This window comes from Streptomyces sp. NPDC033270, from assembly GCF_055576575.1.
Map to the genome: position 1 here is coordinate 71,352 of NZ_JBVIRA010000023.1, position 18,566 is coordinate 89,917.

Sequence of the window (18,566 nt, forward strand, 5' to 3'; positions counted from 1 at the left end):
AGCGGCGCCGACAGGCAGGAACCGCATACGACAGAACGGACGACGAGACGATGGATACCGCATACGCACCGCAACCCCACGGCTCGCGAGTCCCCGTGGGACTGCGCGCCCCGTTCTCCGGGCGCACCTGGCGGGAGTTCCTCTACCTCTTCCTCAGCCTCCCGATGTCCATCGTGATGTTCACCTACGCCCTAGCGGTGATCTCGCTCGGCGCCGGTCTGCTGGTGACGTTCCTGGGCATTCCGGTGCTGGCGGGCGGCCTGGCCGGCAGCCGGGGACTGGGCAGCGTGGAGCGTGCGCGGGCCAGGGGTCTGCTGGCGCTGGACGTGGCCGATCCGGAGCCGGTGCGCCCCTCGAAGCCGGGCGTGATGGGCTGGGTCGGGGCCGTGCTGAAGAGCGGGGTGTCCTGGCGGCACCTGCTCTACTCCCTGCTGCACTTCCCGTGGGCGGTCTTCTCCTTCGTCTTCTCGCTGACGTTCTGGACCATCGGCTGGGCGCTGCTGGCCTACCCGCTGTGGCGGTGGACGTTCCCCGCCTACCTCGACCAGCCGGGCATCCAGATGTGGGGCGACGGCAGCCGCAGCGGCTTCTACCTCGACACCCCCGCGGAGATCTGGCTCGCCAGCGGGGTCGGGCTACTGCTCGTGCTGGCCGGGCCCTGGGTGATCCGCGGGCTGACGCAGGTGGACCGGGTCATGGTCCACGGCCTGCTGGGCCCCTCCTCGCTCGCGACCCGGGTCGTCGAGCTGGAGTCGGACCGCGGCGTGGTCGTGGACACCGCGGCGGCCGATCTGCGCCGCATCGAGCGCGATCTGCACGACGGCGCGCAGGCCCGGCTGGTCTCGCTCGCCATGGATCTGGGCCTGGCCAAGGAGAAGCTGGCCAAGGACCCGGAGGCCGCGGCGCGGATGGTCGACGAGGCACACGGCGAGGCGAAGATCGCGCTCCAGGAGCTGCGGGATCTGGCCCGGGGGATACACCCGGCGATCCTCACCGACCGGGGCCTGGGCCCGGCGCTGTCGGCACTGGCCGCCCGCTGCACGGTTCCGGTGAGGGTGACGGTGGACCTCGACCACCGCCCGGCGGCGGCCATCGAGGGCATCGCCTACTTCACCGCTTCCGAGCTGCTGCAGAACGTCTCCAAGCACGCCCGGGCCACCCGCGCGACGGTGGATGTCTGGCGCACCGCCGACCGGATCGTGGTGCTGGTGACGGACGACGGCAGGGGCGGCGCCCGCACCGATGCCGGCACCGGCCTGGCCGGCCTGGCGGAGCGACTCGGCTCCGTCGACGGCCTGCTCATAGTGGACTCCCCGATCGGCGGCCCGACGTCCATCACCGCCGAACTGCCCTGGCGCGGGTGACCACGGGGCACCGGAGCGGGGAGAGCGGGCGGCGGCCGGGGCCGGGACGGGAGTCCGGCCCGCCCGCCCGCGCCGATTGCCCCGCCTCGGCACCGCCTCTGCCGCCCCCCTGCGTCCCGCGCCCCCTGATCCGCCCGCCCGCGTCCGAATGCTGGAATGCTGGGGACCAGCAGGGTGGGAGCGATGAGACGTGGGGGATCCGAAGTCGTGGAGGACAAGGTGCGGGTGGTCATCGCCGAGGATTCGGTGCTCCTCCGGGAGGGGCTGACCCGGCTGCTCACCGACCGTGGGCATGAGGTCGTGGCGGGTGTGGGGGACGCCGAGGCGCTGATCAAGGCGATCAGGGAGCTGGCGGACGAGGACGCGCTGCCGGATGTGGTGGTGGCGGACGTACGGATGCCGCCGACGCACACCGACGAGGGGGTGCGGGCCGCGATCCGGCTGCGCCGCGACCATCCGGGCCTGGGAGTGCTGGTGCTCTCGCAGTATGTCGAGGAGCAGTACGCCACGGAGCTGCTGGCCGGGTCGAGCCGGGGCATCGGCTATCTGCTCAAGGACCGGGTCGCCGAGGTGCGGGAGTTCGTCGACGCGGTGGTCCGGGTCGCCGAGGGCGGCACCGCGCTGGACCCGGAGGTGGTGGCGCAGCTGCTGGGCCGCAGCCGTAAGCAGGATGTGCTGGCCAATCTGACGCCGCGCGAGCGGGAGGTGCTGGGGCTGATGGCCGAGGGCCGGACGAACTCCGCCATCGCCCGGCAGCTGGTGGTCAGCGACGGCGCGGTCGAGAAGCACGTCAGCAACATCTTCCTGAAGCTGGGGCTGGCGCAGAGTGACGGGGATCACCGCAGGGTGCTCGCCGTACTCACCTACCTCAACTCCTGACTAGCTGACACCCTGTCAGATTGGCAGGCCGCGGCCATTTTGGTCGCGGCCTGGGACTTTGGGCGTAGAACCAATGGAGGAGTCCGGAGCGTCATGAATAAGGGGCCACGGGGGCGGTGATTTCATGACAAAACACACCAGAATGGTGTCTCATCTTGACGTCCACCATGTGATCGACCCAGGGAAGGTCACCCTTACCCACGTACGATGGTTATGGGACAACCGTCCGGTACGACTCGTCCCGAGCCCTGCCTCCGGCGGGGACGCCGCACCCCTCGAGGGAGGTCCGAAGCAGTGACCAGCCAGGTCAGTAGCCCAGCCGAGCAGACCGACGCAGCGCTAGTCGGGGAACAGCGCTCTTCCGGTAACGGCGGGCAGAGCAAGGAAGTCCGGCGCCTGGACCGGGTGATCATCCGGTTCGCCGGTGACTCCGGTGACGGAATGCAGCTCACCGGAGACCGGTTCACATCCGAAACGGCGTCGTTCGGCAACGACCTGTCGACGCTGCCCAACTTCCCCGCCGAGATCCGGGCGCCCGCCGGCACGCTGCCGGGCGTCTCCAGCTTCCAGCTGCACTTCGCCGACCACGACATCCTCACGCCCGGTGACGCTCCGAACGTACTGGTCGCGATGAACCCGGCCGCGCTCAAGGCGAACCTCGCCGACGTCCCGCGCGGCGCGGAGATCATCGTCAACACCGACGAGTTCACCAAGCGCCCGATGGCGAAGGTCGGCTATGCGACCAGCCCGCTGGAGGACGGCTCGCTGGCGGCCTACAACGTCCATCCGGTACCGCTGACGACGCTGACGATCGAGGCGCTCAAGGAGTTCGGGCTCTCCCGCAAGGAGGCCGAGCGCAGCAAGAACATGTTCGCGCTGGGCCTGCTGTCGTGGATGTACCACCGCCCGACCGAAGGCACCGAGAAGTTCCTGCGCGCCAAGTTCGCCAAGAAGCCGGACATCGCGGAGGCGAACGTCACCGCGTTCCGGGCGGGCTGGAACTTCGGCGAGACGACCGAGGACTTCGCGGTCTCCTACGAGGTCGCCCCGGCGACCGCGGCCTTCCCGACCGGCACCTACCGCAACATCTCCGGCAACCTCGCGCTGTCCTACGGCCTGGTCGCCGCCTCCCAGCAGGCGGACCTGCCGCTGTATCTGGGCTCCTACCCGATCACCCCGGCCTCCGACATCCTGCACGAGCTGTCCAAGCACAAGAACTTCGGTGTGCGGACGTTTCAGGCGGAGGACGAGATCGCCGGTATCGGCGCGGCGCTGGGCGCGGCGTTCGGCGGCGCCCTGGCGGTGACGACCACGTCCGGCCCGGGTGTGGCGCTGAAGTCGGAGACCATCGGTCTCGCGGTCAGCCTGGAACTTCCGCTGCTGATCGTGGACATCCAGCGCGGCGGGCCCTCGACGGGTCTGCCGACGAAGACCGAGCAGGCCGATCTGCTGCAGGCGATGTACGGGCGCAACGGCGAGGCACCGGTGCCGATCGTGGCGCCCAGGACCCCCGCCGACTGCTTCGACGCGGCGCTGGACGCGGCCCGTATCGCGCTGACGTACCGCACCCCCGTCTTCCTGCTCTCCGACGGCTATCTGGCCAACGGCTCCGAGCCCTGGCGGATCCCCGACGTCGGGGAACTCCCCGATCTGCGCGTCCAGTTCGCCTCCGGCCCCAACCACGAGCTGGCGGACGGCACGGAGGTCTTCTGGCCCTACAAGCGCGATGAGCAGACCCTGGCCCGCCCCTGGGCGGTGCCGGGCACGCCGGGCCTGGAGCACCGCATCGGCGGCATCGAGAAGCAGGACGGCACCGGCAACATCTCCTACGACCCCGCCAACCACGACTTCATGGTGCGCACCCGCCAGGCCAAGGTCGACGGCATCGAGGTCCCGGACCTCGCGGTCGACGACCCCGCCGACGCCGGCGGCAAGGGCGCGGGCACCCTGGTCATCGGCTGGGGGTCGACGTACGGACCGATCACCGCGGCGGTACGGCGCGTACGGGGCGCAGGGGAGCGCATCGCGCAGGCCCATCTGCGCCACCTCAACCCCTTCCCCCGGAATCTGGGCGAGGTCCTGGCGCGTTACGACAAGGTGATCGTGCCGGAGATGAACCTCGGGCAGCTCGCCATCCTGCTGCGCGCCAAGTACCTGGTCGACGCCCGCTCGCACACCCAGGTCAGCGGGATGCCGTTCAAGGCCGAGCAGCTCGCGGAGGTCTTTAAGGAGGCCATCAATGACTGAGACGATCTCGGAGCGGCCCTCGCAGATCGAGGCGCTCTCCCTGGTGCCCAAGGCCGAGGCCAAGCAGTCCATGAAGGACTTCAAGTCCGATCAGGAAGTGCGCTGGTGCCCCGGCTGCGGTGACTACGCCGTCCTCGCCGCCGTGCAGGGCTTCATGCCCGAGCTCGGCCTGGCGAAGGAGAACATCGTCTTCGTCTCCGGCATCGGCTGCTCCTCCCGCTTCCCGTACTACATGAACACCTACGGGATGCACTCCATCCACGGCCGCGCCCCGGCCATCGCCACCGGCCTGGCCTCCTCGCGCCGCGATCTGTCCGTATGGGTCGTCACGGGCGACGGCGATGCGCTGTCCATCGGCGGCAACCACCTCATCCACGCCCTGCGGCGCAACGTCAACCTCAAGATCCTGCTGTTCAACAACCGGATCTACGGTCTGACCAAGGGCCAGTACAGCCCCACCTCCGAGGTCGGCAAGATCACCAAGTCGACGCCGATGGGCTCGCTGGACGCGCCGTTCAACCCGGTCTCGCTGGCGCTCGGGGCCGAGGCGACGTTCGTGGCCCGTACGGTCGACTCCGACCGCAAGCACCTCACCTCGGTACTGCGCGAGGCCGCCGCCCACCCCGGCACGGCGCTGGTGGAGATCTACCAGAACTGCAACATCTTCAACGACGGCGCCTTCGAGGTCCTCAAGGACAAGGAGAAGGCCCAGGAGGCCGTCATCCGCCTGGAGCACGGGCAGCCGATCCGCTTCGGCGCCACGGCCCCCGACGGCCTCGGCTCCAAGGGCGTGGTCCGCGACCCGGCCACCGGCGACCTCAAGATCATCGACGTGCTGCAGGAGGGCACGGAGGGTGTGCTGGTGCACGACGCGCACAACCCCTCCCCCACCACGGCCTTCGCGCTCTCCCGGCTCGCGGACCCCGACACCCTCCACCACACCCCGATCGGTGTGCTCCGCAATGTCGAACGGCCGGTCTACGACACCCTGATGTCCGACCAGCTCGACACCGCCATCGAGCAGCAGGGCAAGGGCGACCTCGCCGCGCTGCTGACCGGCAACGACACCTGGACGGTCGTCGGCTGACGACCGCGGTCCACGGCCGGCCGTGCCGCAGGGCGCGGCCGAGGCGTGGAGAGCCCCCGACACCGCTGCGGGTGTCCGTACGGAACGTCTCATGGCGCCCCCGTACGGGCACCCGCTCGCGGTTGCGCGCTGCCAGGACCTCGTTCGGCGCGGGCGGGGCGCGTCTCTTCTGCGCGTCTCGTACGAGTGCCATGCTGACGGCCTCCAACTGGCAAGGGGCAGGACATGAGCATCGTGGTCACCGGCGCCGGCGGGGCCCTCGGCCGGCTGGTCATCGAGGAGCTGCTCAAGCGCGCCGCACCGGGCGAGATCGTGGCGGTCGCCCGGGACCGGGCCAAGACCGCGGGCCTGGCGGCGCTCGGCGTCGGAATCAAGATCGCGGACTACGGTCGGCCCGAGACGCTCGAAGGGGCCTTCGCGGCCGGCGACCGGGTCCTGCTCATCTCCGGCAACGAGGCCGGTCAGCGCCTCACCCAGCACCGCGACGTGATCGACGCCGCGCGCGAGGCCGGCGTGGGCCTGCTGGCGTACACCAGCGTGCTGGGCGGGCCGACCGCCACCTTCTCCATCGCCGAGGAGCACATCGCCACCGAGCAGGCGCTGCTCGCGTCCGGTGTGCCGTACTGCCTGCTGCGCAACGGCTGGTACCACGAGAACTACACCGGTGCGCTGGCCGGCACGCTGAGGACCGGCGCGGTGATCGGCAGCGCGGGCGAGGGCCGGGTGGCCTCCGCCGCGCGCCGGGACTATGCCGAGGCGGCCGCCGTCGTGCTCACCGGCGCCGGCCATGAGAACTCGGTGTACGAGCTGAGCGGTGACACCGCCTGGTCGATGGCGGAGTACGCGGCCGAGGTGTCCCGGCAGACCGGCCGGCGCATCCCGTACCGCGATCTGTCCCAGGAACGGTACGTGGCCCTGATGGTCGAGGCGGGGGTGCCGGCCCTGGGGGCGCAGCTGGTCGCCGATGCGGACGCCGGGATCGCCCGGGGCGAGCTGGCGGCGACCCCCGGCGACCTCTCCCGGCTCATCGGCCGCCCGACGACACCGATCGCCGAGTCCATCGCGGACGCCCTGAGGCAGCTGCCGGCCTGAGGCGGCTGCCGGCCTGGCTTCCCGAACCGCGGCGGCTCCCGCCCCGAGGCGGCCTCCGATCTGAGGCGGCTCCCCGCCGTCCTCCTTCCGCCACCCCCTCGTCATGACCGTCTATCGATACGCACATGACACGCGGGCTGATGCGGCGCTACCTTCGCAGAGTCGACGAAGCACCTCAGGAGGGTCCCCTTGCAGCCTCGAGCCGATCAGCGCGCTGGACTCGCCTATGGCATCGCCGCCTACACCATGTGGGGCCTGCTGCCCCTCTACTGGCATCTGCTGGACGCCGTCGCACCGTCCGAGATCCTGGCCCACCGGATGGTGTGGTCGCTGCCCGTCGCCGTCGTCATCCTGGCCGTGCTGCGCCGCTGGGCCTGGATAGGCCCGCTGCTGCGGCAGCCCAAGCGGCTCGGACTGGTCCTGGTCTGCGCCCTGGTCATCTCGGTCAACTGGTTCCTCTACATCTGGGCGGTCAACGCCGGGCATGTCCTGGAAGCGTCGCTCGGCTACTTCATCAACCCTCTGGTCAGCATCGCCTTCGGCGTGCTCGTGCTGCGTGAGCGGCTGCGGCCGCTGCAGTGGACGGCTGTGGGCGTCGGCGCCCTGGCCGTCGTGGTGATGACCGTCGCCTACGGCAAGGTGCCCTGGATCGCGCTCGGCCTGGCCCTGTCTTTCGCGACGTACGGGCTGGTCAAGAAGGGCATCAAGCTCGACGGCATCGAGGGCTTCAGCGCCGAGACGGCCATGCAGCTGCTGCCCGCACTGGGCTTCCTGATCTACCTCGGGGCCAAGGGCCAGTCCAGCTTCGTCGGCGGCGGAGTGGGCCAGGCACTGCTGCTCTCGGCCTGCGGAGTGGCGACCGCGGTGCCGCTGATCTGCTTCGGTGCCTCGGCGATGCGGCTGCCGCTGAGCGTGATCGGGATGCTGCAGTACCTGGCGCCGACCTTTCAGTTCGTGCTGGGGCTCCTGGTCTTCCACGAGGAGATGCCGCCGGAGCGCTGGGCCGGGTTCGCGCTGGTGTGGGTGGCCCTGGTGGTGCTGACCTGGGATGCCCTGCGGACGGCGCGGCGGGGGCGGTCGCAGCTGGCCGCCGCCGCGGCCCGCGCGGGCGAGGCAGCCGCGACCGAGGCGATCGCGTCGGCGGCGCAGCCCGCCACCGCGCAGCCCCCCGGCCTCAAGCCGTGATGTCGCGGGTGGTGAACCGCGCCCAGGCCGCCGCCCCGAACACCGCCGCGTACAGCGCCTGCAGGCCGAAGTTCTTCTGCAGCTGGTCCCAGTAGACGGGGTCGCGCAGCAGGTCCGCGAAGGACAGCCAGTAGTGCGGGAAGAGATACGGCTGGATGGCGTCCAGCTGGGGGATGGTGTCCAGGATCTGCACGGTGATCAGCAGCCCGACCGTGGTGGCCATGGCGGCGGTACCGCTGCTGGTGAGCGTCGATATGAACAGGCCGACGGCGGCCACGCCCGTCAGGGACAGCGCCACCGCTCCGGCGATGGCCAGCGCCCGCAACAGCCCCTCGGCGAAGGAGACGGTCGTTCCGGAGAGCAGGGTGATCTCGCCCAGGGGAAAGAGCACAGCGCCGGTCGCCAGCGCGAAGAGCGCCACGACGAGGGTGCCCACCAGGCAGAACGTCATGACCGTGGCGTATTTGACCAGCAGCAGGCGGGTACGGCCCGCGGGGGCGACCAGGAGGTAGCGCAGCGTCCCGCCGTGCGCCTCGCCGGCTATGGAGTCGCCCGCGATCACGCCGATGGACATGGGCAGGAAGAACGGCAGCGTCACCGCGAGCGAGGTGAAGACCAGGAAGAGTCCGTTATTGCTGACCTGGGAGATGAACGCCGGGCCGCCCGCGCCGTCGCCCGCCGCCCTGCCGTCACCGGTCTCGATCTTGACGGCGATGCCGACCAGGATCGGTACGCCGGCGAGCACCGCCAGCAGCGCCAGGGTGCGCCAGCGCCGGAAGGTCATGGTGATCTCGCTGCGCAGCAGGCCCAGCGACCACAGCGGTCGGGGCCGGCGCGGCACCGCCTCAGCCTGCGACATCGAATCCCTCCCCGGTCAGGTGCACAAAGACGTCCTCCAGCGAGGCGCGTTCGGTGCCGAAGGCGCGGACCCGGACACCGGCGTGCACCAGGGCGGCGTTGACGTCCGCCAGCTCCAGGGGCGCCTGAGCGTCCGGCCGGTCCGAAGGGGCGGCCGGCAGGTCGCCCGTCACCTGGTCGTCGGTGACCCGAAGTCCGGTCACACCGTGCTCCTTCAGCACCCGTACCGCGTCCGCCGCGTCGGGAGTCGTCACCGTCAGCCGGCCGTGGCCACGCGGCCCGAGGACCGTGGCGGAGAGGTCGGCGACCGTGCCCTGGGTGATCAGCCGGCCGCGGGCCATCACCGCGGCATGGGTGCAGACCTGCTCGATCTCGTCGAGGAGGTGGGAGGAGAGGAAGACGGTCGTACCGTCGGCGGCCAGTTCCCGGACCAGGGTGCGGATCTCCCGCATGCCCTGCGGGTCCAGGCCGTTGGTGGGCTCGTCGAGCACCAGCAGCTCACGGGGCTGGAGCAGCGCCGCGGCCAGTCCGAGGCGCTGCTTCATGCCGAGGGAGTAGGCCCGCGCCTTCTTGCCGGCCGCGGCGGCCAGGCCCACCCGCTCCAGTGCGCCGCCGACCCGCTGCGTACGGGTACGGGGGTCGGCGGCGGGGTCGGCGGCGTCGAAACGCCGCAGGTTGTCGCGGCCGCTGAGGAAGCCGTAGAGCGCCGGTCCCTCGATGAGCGCGCCGACCTTGGGGAGCACGCGGCGGCCCGCGGCGGGCATCGGCTGCCCGAGCACCCGGGCGCTGCCGGCGGTCGCGTCGATCAGGCCCATCAGCATGCGGATGGTGGTGGTCTTCCCGGAGCCGTTGGGGCCGAGGAAGCCGAAGACGCTGCCGCGCGGTACGGCCAGATCGAGGCTGGCGACGGCGAGCTGGCCGCCGCGGTAGGCCTTGGTCAGCCCCCGCGTCTCGATGGCCCGGTCCCCGGCCGGCGGGCGGTCGAAGGCGGCCAGGCCCGCGGGTGGGCGCGCGCCGGCGGCCCCCGGGGCGGGCGGCTGTGGCATCGGCTCCCCCAACGTCGTACGGCTGGCCTGCGGGCCGCGCCGCGCCACCCGGTGAGGGGCGGCGCGGCGGTCCCTGGTGCTGCGGTGGCCCGTTACTTGGCGGCGTTGGCCGCGTCGATCAGAGCCTGCTTGTCGACGGCACCGACGTAGATCGTGCCGTTGTCCGTTATCAGGGCGTTGACCAGGCGGGTGCTGAAGATCCGGCCGGAGCCGAAGGAGCCGCTGGCCTTGTCGCCGAGGCTGTCCAGGAACTTGCCGGCGTCGCCGCCCGCACCCTGGTCCTTGCCCGAGGGCAGGCCGGAGCCGGCGCCCTTGATCGTGGCGATGGACGTCCAGCCCTTGCCGATGACGTTCAGCCCGCCCAGGTCCTTCTCGACGTCCTTCATGCCCTTGTGGGGCCCGAAGTCCTTGGTGCCCTTGCCGTGTTCGCGCTCGGCCTTCGCCCGCTCCTGGTCGCCGTTGACGACCTTGGCGCCCTTGGGCGGGGTGAAGGAGAACTGGCTCGCGGCGGGCTTGGCGAAGTCGACATCGGTGTAGCCGACGTCGATGGCGGCCGCGCCACCGCTCTTGGGGGTGAGGGTGAACTTCAGCGGGACGCCGTTGGCCGCGTCCACCGCGACCCGGATCGAGCCGACGGTCGAAGCGGCCTGCTTGGGCTTGATCAGCAGCTGGTAGGCGTCCCGCCCGGCGACCTTGGCGGTGCCGTCGACGGTGACCGAGGTCGTGTCCCCGGCCGCCTCCAGGGCCTGCTTGGCCAGGTCCTGCGGGGTGGCGTTCTTCAGGTCCTTGGGGAGGTCCTTGGGCTCATGGCGCTGCTTGCCGTGCCGGCCGGCGTCCGGCGCGGTGCTGTGGACGGCGGTGTTGCTGCCGCTGTCGTACGCCCAGACATCCTTGCCGTTGTGGACGAGGCTGTACTCGGCGGCCTTGTCGACGATCGACAGCCGCTGCTTGTCGGGGCCGTCGGCGGCGACGCGCAGCGTGTGCGCACCGGACGCCAGCTCCATCAGCTTGCTCTCGGGCGCCGCGGACGCGCCGTCGCCCTTCTTCTCGCCGCCGCCCGGGCCGCCGCCGAAGCCGCCGGCCCCTCCGGCCATGCCCGGCAGGGCGGGCAGGCCGAGGTCCGTGGTGATCCGGACCGTGCCGGAGAGCTGCTGGACATCCGACTTGGCGATCTTGGCGATCAGGTCCTGTGCCGAGATCTTCGGCAGGTCCGGAGAACCGCCGGCGAACGCCGGGACCAGCCCGATCGTGGCCGCCGCCACTCCCGCCACCGCGACCGGCACGGCATACCGCACCGCTTTACGGCGCTTCGGGGAGTGTCCCCCGTCCCCTTCGGTGACCTCTGTCGGTTCGTACCGTGGCATCTGCCTACCTCCGTCGTATGCGGCGGTTGCTGCGCTGTCCGCTCGCCCATCCCTGGGCTGAAGGTGACCCGTCCGCCGCGCTCTGGTGCTTTCCATCTCACCAAAGCCCCGGGCGTATCGCGTCAGCCCGCGGGGCCAACTCGTCGTACTGCTGAGGTATGACGCCGGGTCACCGCACGGCGTTGCACGTACGACAGGAGTCTGATCACTCCCTAGGGGACAGGCGGGCAATCCCTCAGGGATCCGCCCGCCCCACGTCACCCGGCTCGGTGCACCACCGCGTCGCAGAGGCCTTCCAGGGCCTGCTTGGCCGGGCACTGCGGCAGCGGCGCCAGCATCGCGCGGGCCTCCTCCGCGTAGCGCACGGTGTCGCGGCGGGCCTCTTCGAGCGCCGGGTGGGCGCGCAGGCCGGCCAGCGCCTCGGCGTGCCGGGCGTCGTCGGTGAGATCGCCGGCCAGCAGCTCGCACAGCGCGCGGTCCTCCGGCGTGCCGGAGGCGCTCTCGGCCCGCGCCCGCAGATGCAGCACGGGCAGCGTCGGGATGCCCTCGCGCAGGTCCGTGCCGGGCGTCTTGCCCGATTCGTGCGAGTCGCTGGCGATGTCGAGGACATCGTCGGCCAGCTGGAAGGCCGTGCCCAGCCGCTCGCCGTACTGGGTGAGGATGTTGACCGTCGACTCGTCGGCGCCCGACATCATCGCGCCGAACCGGCACGCGACGGCGACCAGTGAACCGGTCTTGCCGGCGAGGACGTCCAGGTAGTGGTCGACGGGGTCCCGGCCGTCGCGCGGCCCCGCGGTCTCCAGGATCTGGCCGGTCACCAGGCGCTCGAAGGCCTCGGCCTGGATCCGGACCGCCTCGGGGCCGAGGTCGGCGAGGATGTGCGAGGCACGGGCGAAGAGGAAGTCCCCGGTCAGCACCGCGACGGAGTTGCCCCAGCGGGCGTTGGCGCTGGCTACGCCGCGGCGCACATCGGCCTCGTCCATCACGTCGTCGTGGTAGAGCGTCGCCAGATGCGTCAGCTCCACGACGACGGCCGAGGGCACCACGCCCGGGCTGTGGGGGTCACCGAACTGGGCTGCCAGCTCCACCAGCAGCGGCCGGAACCGCTTGCCGCCCGCGCGCACGAGATGCTGCGCGGCTTCGGTGATGAACGGCACGTCGCTCTTGGTGGCCTCCAGCAGGCCCTCCTCGACAGCCGCCAACCCGGCCTGGACATCGGCCTCAAGAGCCTGGTCCCGCACGCTCAGCCCGAAGGGCCCGACGACGGTCACGAGGGGTACTCCTGTCTGCTGACGATCAAACTGAATGTCGATCTGTCGCTGTCTCCACCATTGGCCAGCGTATCCGGTCTCAGTTCGATCACCGTGAGCGCCCGCCCCCCGAACCGCCCGTGAAGCACAGCGGCCCCCCGACCGGTACGTTGCGGATCACCCTTTGATACGGGTTTGACTCCGGTCAACGGGGCAACACAGGCATCCGGCTTCCCGCCCACCCCACGAGCCACAGCTGTGACCGGAGAGCCGAATACCCGCCCCAGAAGCGGCGTTCTTCGGCCATCCTCACAGGCCGCTCACCCCCTCCGCCCCTCAAGGCGACGGGCGGGACTCCATGAATCCCGGGGCGCCGGGCCGCGCACTTGCCCGGGCGCCTCCGGCGGTCACCCGTACGCCCGCGCCAGCGCCCGCGCCAGCCGGGGCGAGGCGAACTCCGTGCCGCAGACGAAGCGCATGACCGGGCCGAACGAGGCGGCCGCCGGCAGCCCCGTGAAGTACAGCCCCGGTGCCGACGAGCCGAAGCCGGCGTCCAACAGGGGCCCGCCGGCCCGCGTCACGACCTCGGTGCGCAGCCCCTGGCCCAGGAAGTCCAGCGCCGCGAGATCCATCCGGTAGCCGGTGGCGGCCAGCACATGGTCGGCCGCGAGCTCCCCTCCCTGGCCGTCGGCGCCACGCAGCGCCAGTACGGGGCGGCCGTCGCGCACCGTCGCCCGGACGATCCGCCGGCCCTGCGTGACCTGCACCCGTCCGGCGAAGCGGTCCCGCAGCCACCAGGCGCCCAGCGGGCCGAGCACCCTGCGCACCAGGTACCGCCGCAGCGGCGCCGGCAGTCGGCGGAACGCGTCGGCGTGATACGACAGCGCAAACAGCGACCAGGCATTGCCGAACGGGGACGACGGCCGCAGCCGCGGCTGGCGGTCCGGGGGCGCGCCGAAGCCCACCGCGGCGGGCCCGCGCGCCACCACCCTTACGGACGCCGCGCCCGCCTCGGCCAGCAGCACCGCGCTCTCCAGGGCCGACTGCCCCGCGCCGACGACCACCACCTCCCGGCCGGCCAGCGCCGAGAGGTCGTGGTGCTGCGAGCTGTGCGAGACGGGCCCGGTGGCGGACGGCCCTTCCGGGACCGCGGCGGCCAGTTCCGGCGGCAGGTGCGCCAGACCGCTCAGTCCGGTGGCGACGACCACGGCCCGGGCGCCGAACTGCTCACCGCTGTCCAGCTTCAGCTCGAAGCCGTCGTCCCGCCGGTCGACCGAGACCACCCTGACCTGCTCCAGATCCGGCACCAGCCGCTGCTGCACCCACTGGCCGTACTGGACGAACGCCTCCACCGGGATGATGTCCCAGTCCGACTCGTAGCGGCGCCCCTCCCCTGTCGCCGCGCAGTGGTCACCGAGGGTGTGCCCGGCCTGCGGGGCGTGGATGCTGGAGGCCGCCGGGGTCGACTTGAGCAGCATGCCCGCGGGCATCTGCGCGTGCCAGCTCACCATCGGGCGACCGAAGACCCGCACCGGCAGGCCGCGCGCCCGTAGATGCGCGGCCGTCGACAGGCCGTACGGGCCGGCCCCGATGACCGCTACCGGAGTGCTCACTTGGGTTCCTCCCCTTGCCTGGGTGGTGCGTCGGCGCCCGCCCGGCGACCCGCCCGGCGCAGCTGCACCAGGTGGTGGGCGCCCGGCCCGACGGACCGCGCGAGCATGGTGAAGAACGGCAGCGGGTCGTCCCCGGCGAACCACGCCAGTTCGGTGCCCGAGGCGCGCGCCGGTATGTGCGCGGTGCCAGCGCCGCCGTGCCGGTAGGCGAAGCGCGCGGGCAGATCGACGTTCTCGACGACGAAGCGGTGCCCGGCCCGCTGGGCGCCTTCGGGGACTGAGCGCCCGGTGAGGTACAGGTGCTGGGCGCGTACGACATCGATCCCGGCGGTGCTCTCGAAGAGGCGGAACTGCGCGCCCATGCGGGGGTTGAAGTCGAGCAGCCGATACCGGCCGTCGCGGCGGTCGAACCGCCAGTCCAGGTCGGCGATCCCGGTGAACCCGATCCGCTTGATGAACTGTGCGGACATCCGGGTGAGTTCGGGGTTGCCGACGACATACGCGCAGGCCGTCATGCCGGCGTGCGGCGGCCAGGAGCGCACCTTGACGCCGGTGAACAGCACCAGTGGCGCGCCGTCCGCGCCGAAGCAGCCGTGCACGATCCAGTCCTCGGCCTGCTCGCGGGGCAGGTACTCCTGGAGGATCACGCCGGGTCGCGGCCCCCAGTCCCGCGCCAGGTCGAGCAGTTGCCCCGGTCCCGCTATCCGCGTCGTGCCGGCGACCGCGGGTCTGCTGCGCCGTACGAACGCCTCGCGGTTCTTGGCCACCACCGGGAAGCGCGCCTGCCTGGCGTACGCCTCGATCTCCCCGTAGGACGCGGGGAAGGCGGCCGCCGGCGAGGGCACGCCGTGGGCCACGCACAGCTCGTGCAGGCCCTGCTTGCTGGCCAGCCTGCGCGGCAGGTCCGCCGCCACCCGCGGGAAGAGGAACGATCCGGCGAGCGCCTCGGCATGCTCGGCGATCAGCACCGCGACCTCTTCGTCGGTGGGAATCAGCACCGTCGGCCGCCCGATCCGGCGGCCGATCCGCAGCAGCCCCGCCACCAGCCGGTCCGGCTCCTCGCGCCCGGTGGTCGGCCACACGAAGCGGCCGCGGAGATAGCGGGAGGCCGCCGCCGGCGTGAAGCGGTCCTCCGTCACGGCGTACATGGGGACACCGAGCCGCCCCAGGCTGCGAATCGCCCCCACACCGCCGTGGTGCAAGGGATAAGCCCCGATCTTCACGATCAGTGCCGGCACACTCCGGTCGACCGCGAGCCGTGCGCCATGACGAGCCACGTGCCCCCCAACGGAACGTTCCCTCCCCGGCCCGTGCCAGGAAAGGAAGCTAGGCCCGAATTGCGTAGTACAGCAAGGCTTTTCCGGACATTACCCACACTTGGGGTGTATCGAGCCCACGGCCGTCGGCCGACTTCCTACGCCTACATCGCGCTCGCGCCCCGCGCCCGCCCCGCCGAGCGGGCCCGGCCGTCCGCCCGACCGGCCGGCACATCGGCCGCGCCGGCCGCCGCACGCTCGCCCGGCGCAACCGCCCGCGCGAGTTATCCACAGGCCACTTCCCCGCGACGCACCCCGCCGTACTCTGATCAGCACAGCCACCGGCTCGGGGACACACCAGCCCCGGACGGCCCGGCTGCCCACCGGCGACGACGAACGCGAGGAGCTGTCCATGCCCGAGCAGAGCCCGTTCGAGCTGGCGGAAGGCGATCCCTTCGGCCCGCACAACCTCCCCTACGGCGTCTTCAGCACCACCGACGCGCCCGACCAACACCGCATCGGTGTCCGCTACGGCGCCCATGTCCTCGACCTGAGCGCCCTGCCCAGCGCCCTCCCGGCCGCCATCCATCCGCACGCCGAGCTCCTCGCCGCGCCGACCCTCAACCCCCTCCTCGCCGCCGGCCGGCCCGTCTGGCAGCAGATCCGCGCGGCCGTCCACACCGCCGTGACCGACCCCGCGCACCGCGACGAAGTGGCCCCGCTGCTCCACCCGTTGGAGGAGGTCACCCTGCACCTCCCCTTCGAGGTCGCCGACTACGTCGACTTCTACTCCAGCGAGCACCACGCCACGAACGTCGGCCGGATCTTCCGCCCGAACGACGCGGGACTGCCGCCCAACTGGAAGCATCTGCCGATCGGTTACCACGGCCGGTCGGGCACCGTCGTCGCCACCGGCACCCCGGTGACGCGGCCCAACGGCCAGCGCAAGGCTCCGGCGGACGAGGCCCCGACCTTCGGCCCGTCCACCCGCCTCGACATCGAGGCCGAGGTCGGCTTCGTCGTCGGCACGCCCTCCACGCTCCATGAGCCCGTCGGCCTGGGCTCCTTCCGTGACCACGTGTTCGGCGTGTGCCTCGTCAACGACTGGTCCGCCCGCGACATCCAGGCCTGGGAGTACGTGCCGCTCGGCCCGTTCCTCGGCAAGTCCTTCGCCACCTCCGTCTCCGCCTGGATCACCCCGCTCGACGCCCTCGACGAGGCCCGTACGGCGCCGCCCGCCCGGGATGTCCCAGCGCTGCCCTACCTCGACGACTCGGTCGCGGAGCCGGGCGGCTTCGACATCCGCATCGAGGTGCGGATCAACGACGAGGTCGTCTCGCGGCCCCCGTTCGCCAGCATGTACTGGACAGCCGCCCAGCAGCTGGCCCATATGACCGTCAACGGCGCCTCCCTCCGCACCGGCGATCTGTTCGCCTCCGGCACGGTCTCCGGCCCCGACCCCGATCAGCTCGGCTGCCTGCTCGAACTCACCCAGGGCAAGGGCCCCTACCTCCAGGACGGCGACGAGGTCACCCTCACCGCCTGGGCCCCGAGCCCCGGCGGCGCCCGGATCGAGCTGGGCGAGGTCACCGGCCGCATCCTGCCCGCACCCACGGTGGGGACTCCGTAGTGACATGACCGACGTGCCCCTCACCCTCCCCGAGGAGCTGCTGCTGCTCGCCCTCGACCCGGTCCGCGGCCGCCCCCTGAACAACCCCAGGTACCTGCGGTACGGGCTGGCCGGTGCGGCGCTGGCCGACCTGGAGGCGGCCGGGCGGATCGCGGTCGAGCGCGGCGACCGCGTCACGGTGGCCAATCCGCTGCCGCTGGGCGACCCGATACTCGACGGCGCCCTGGCAACGCTCCCCGCCCCCGCCAAGGGCGGCCGGGGCATCAGGGCCCACCGCTGGGTACGCGGCGCCAGCCGCCCCGTCCGGGAGCTGTGCCTGCGGCGGCTGGAGGAGCGCGGCGCGCTGCGCAGACAGGTCCACCGCGCCCTGGGCCTGTTCCCGTACGAGCGCTTCCCGGCAGGGGCGGTGGACCTGACCGGCCCGGCCCGCGCCCGCTTCAGGGCCGCGGTCGACGCCGGGCTCCCCGAGCGGCGCGCCCGGCTCCTGGCGGCGCACTCCTCGGCGACGGGCCTGGACACCAAGCTCCTGCCGGGCGGCGCCTTCCGCCCACTCCGCCGCGATCTGAGCCGCCTGGTCAAGGAGGAGTGGACGGCACACGCCGCGTTCCGCGCCGTACAGGACGACCAGAGTGCCGGAGGTGGGGCGTAGGGCGGGAGGAGGTCCGGAGAGTGCGATGAGGCCGCGAGTGGCCCCAGTAGCCGCGTGTGGCCCCAGTAGCGGCGTGTGGCCCAGTAGAGGTCCTGGCAGAGGCTCCGGCAGGGGTACGCAAAGGTCCGGCGCAGGCCTCGACAGAGGCCCTGGTGGCGGCATCGGCGCGCGTCCCGGCGCCGGCCTCGGGCAGGGGACCTGGCGGCGGCATTGGCGGGCGTCCCGGCGTCAGCCTCGGCAGGGGCCTGGCGGTGGCCTTCCCGACGGCAGGCGCTGGAGCATGAGGTGGAGGGGCGGGGGGGGGAGGGCCCCGAAAGGCCGTAGCCAAGTACGCCCCGCCCCCAGCCCGCCCCCCCCAACCCAGCTCGCCCCCTTCACCCCCTTCGCCCCGTTTTCGCGTCACAGCCCCACACCAAGTGCGTACCGGCGTTGACGCAATCCGGTGACGGATCCGAGAGCCCTGGAGAGCGCTGCTAGCCTCACGTTTCCCTGTCCCACAACGGAGGAGACGTACGTGCGCAAGGCAGCGCAGATCGCCGGGGCGGCGGCCATCGCCGCGATGCTGCTCAGCGGTTGCGGAAGCAGCGGCGGCACCGACAGCAAGCCGAGCAAGACGCCGGAGGCCGCGCCGTCGACTCCGGGAGGCGCCGACAAGCCCGCCAGCCCCACCGCGGTCGAGGGAGCCTGGAAGGCCGGATCGAGCAGCAGCCCGCTGATCCTCGTGATCAAGGAGGGCACGGTCGCGTTCAGCAACGGCCACAAGGCCGCCTGCCTGGGTAAGGTCCAGACGATGGCCGGAATGACCATGGCCGCGCTCAAGTGCACCGACAAGGACACCACCCGCACCATGGGCACCCTCAAGTCCGGTTCGGACGGCAAGACCCTGACCGTCGACTGGAAGAACGGCCCCACCGAGAAGTACACCAAGTCCAGCGACGGCAGCGTGAAGATCCCCGACATGCCCGAGCTGCCGAGCGGCATGCCCAAGAGCTGACCGCCGCCCTGCGCGGCAACGGCCGCCGCCCGACCCCAAGCGGGGCGCGGGC

15 protein-coding genes are annotated in these 18,566 nt (G+C 72.0%); 9 read left to right on the forward strand and 6 right to left on the reverse strand.

The genetic code is table 11. From position 1 onward, the window contains the following. Nucleotides 1-50: 50 nt before the first annotated feature. The 6 genes from ACZ5XZ_RS28165 to rarD all read left to right on the forward strand — a co-directional run bounded on the left by ACZ5XZ_RS28165 (nt 51) and on the right by rarD (nt 7,854). Nucleotides 51-1,364 carry a sensor histidine kinase gene (locus ACZ5XZ_RS28165; RefSeq protein ID WP_468982853.1) on the forward strand — a complete coding sequence of 438 codons (1,314 nt, stop codon included), beginning with the start codon at nt 51-53 and terminating at the stop codon, nt 1,362-1,364. A gap of 207 nt (nt 1,365-1,571) precedes the next feature. After that, complete coding sequence (locus tag ACZ5XZ_RS28170; protein ID WP_384486086.1) at nt 1,572-2,243, forward strand: LuxR C-terminal-related transcriptional regulator; 672 nt, start codon at nt 1,572-1,574, stop codon at nt 2,241-2,243. A gap of 294 nt (nt 2,244-2,537) precedes the next feature. Next, nucleotides 2,538-4,490: a 2-oxoacid:acceptor oxidoreductase subunit alpha gene (locus ACZ5XZ_RS28175; protein ID WP_468982855.1), complete on the forward strand. Its 1,953-nt coding sequence runs from the start codon at nt 2,538-2,540 to the stop codon at nt 4,488-4,490. After that, the gene (locus ACZ5XZ_RS28180; protein ID WP_468982856.1) at nt 4,483-5,577 is read left to right on the forward strand and encodes a 2-oxoacid:ferredoxin oxidoreductase subunit beta; all 1,095 of its coding nucleotides are present in this window, start codon (nt 4,483-4,485) and stop codon (nt 5,575-5,577) included. Before ACZ5XZ_RS28175 ends, ACZ5XZ_RS28180 begins: the two co-directional genes overlap by 8 nt. A gap of 225 nt (nt 5,578-5,802) precedes the next feature. Further along, nucleotides 5,803-6,669 carry an SDR family oxidoreductase gene (locus ACZ5XZ_RS28185; RefSeq protein ID WP_468982859.1) on the forward strand — a complete coding sequence of 289 codons (867 nt, stop codon included), beginning with the start codon at nt 5,803-5,805 and terminating at the stop codon, nt 6,667-6,669. A 189-nt stretch (nt 6,670-6,858) separates the two neighbouring features. After that, nucleotides 6,859-7,854: an EamA family transporter RarD gene (rarD, locus tag ACZ5XZ_RS28190; RefSeq protein ID WP_468982861.1), complete on the forward strand. Its 996-nt coding sequence runs from the start codon at nt 6,859-6,861 to the stop codon at nt 7,852-7,854. On the opposite strand, the gene ACZ5XZ_RS28195 is transcribed toward rarD, so the two are convergent. From ACZ5XZ_RS28195 to ACZ5XZ_RS28220, 6 genes are all read right to left on the reverse strand, one after another. After that, nucleotides 7,844-8,713: an ABC transporter permease gene (locus ACZ5XZ_RS28195; protein ID WP_468982864.1), complete on the reverse strand. Its 870-nt coding sequence runs from the start codon at nt 8,711-8,713 to the stop codon at nt 7,844-7,846. The two genes, rarD and ACZ5XZ_RS28195, sit on opposite strands and share 11 nt — an antisense overlap. Then, a complete protein-coding gene (locus ACZ5XZ_RS28200) occupies nt 8,700-9,758 on the reverse strand; it encodes an ABC transporter ATP-binding protein (RefSeq protein ID WP_468982866.1) in 1,059 nt (352 codons plus the stop codon). The genes ACZ5XZ_RS28195 and ACZ5XZ_RS28200 overlap by 14 nt, the downstream gene beginning before the upstream one ends. Nucleotides 9,759-9,850: 92 nt before the next feature. After that, nucleotides 9,851-11,122 (reverse strand): LolA family protein, encoded by a 1,272-nt coding sequence (locus ACZ5XZ_RS28205; protein WP_468982868.1) that lies wholly within the window; start codon nt 11,120-11,122, stop codon nt 9,851-9,853. Between the two features lie 257 nt (nt 11,123-11,379). Next, nucleotides 11,380-12,393, reverse strand: coding sequence for a polyprenyl synthetase family protein (locus ACZ5XZ_RS28210; protein ID WP_468982871.1), 1,014 nt, complete (start codon nt 12,391-12,393; stop codon nt 11,380-11,382). Nucleotides 12,394-12,779: 386 nt separating this feature from the next. Beyond that, a complete protein-coding gene (locus ACZ5XZ_RS28215; RefSeq protein WP_468982873.1) occupies nt 12,780-13,985 on the reverse strand; it encodes an FAD-dependent oxidoreductase in 1,206 nt (401 codons plus the stop codon). Beyond that, nucleotides 13,982-15,133, reverse strand: coding sequence for a carboxylate--amine ligase (locus ACZ5XZ_RS28220; RefSeq protein WP_468982875.1), 1,152 nt, complete (start codon nt 15,131-15,133; stop codon nt 13,982-13,984). The genes ACZ5XZ_RS28215 and ACZ5XZ_RS28220 overlap by 4 nt, the downstream gene beginning before the upstream one ends. Nucleotides 15,134-15,653: 520 nt before the next feature. Here ACZ5XZ_RS28220 and fahA point away from each other — a divergent pair. The 3 genes from fahA to ACZ5XZ_RS28235 all read left to right on the forward strand — a co-directional run bounded on the left by fahA (nt 15,654) and on the right by ACZ5XZ_RS28235 (nt 18,514). Beyond that, complete coding sequence (gene fahA, locus ACZ5XZ_RS28225) at nt 15,654-16,871, forward strand: fumarylacetoacetase (RefSeq protein ID WP_468982878.1); 1,218 nt, start codon at nt 15,654-15,656, stop codon at nt 16,869-16,871. A gap of 4 nt (nt 16,872-16,875) precedes the next feature. After that, entirely contained in the window at nt 16,876-17,520 is a 645-nt protein-coding gene (locus tag ACZ5XZ_RS28230; protein WP_468982881.1) for a GOLPH3/VPS74 family protein, read from the forward strand. A 514-nt stretch (nt 17,521-18,034) separates the two neighbouring features. Then, a complete protein-coding gene (locus ACZ5XZ_RS28235; RefSeq protein ID WP_468982882.1) occupies nt 18,035-18,514 on the forward strand; it encodes a hypothetical protein in 480 nt (159 codons plus the stop codon). Nucleotides 18,515-18,566 lie beyond the last annotated feature (52 nt).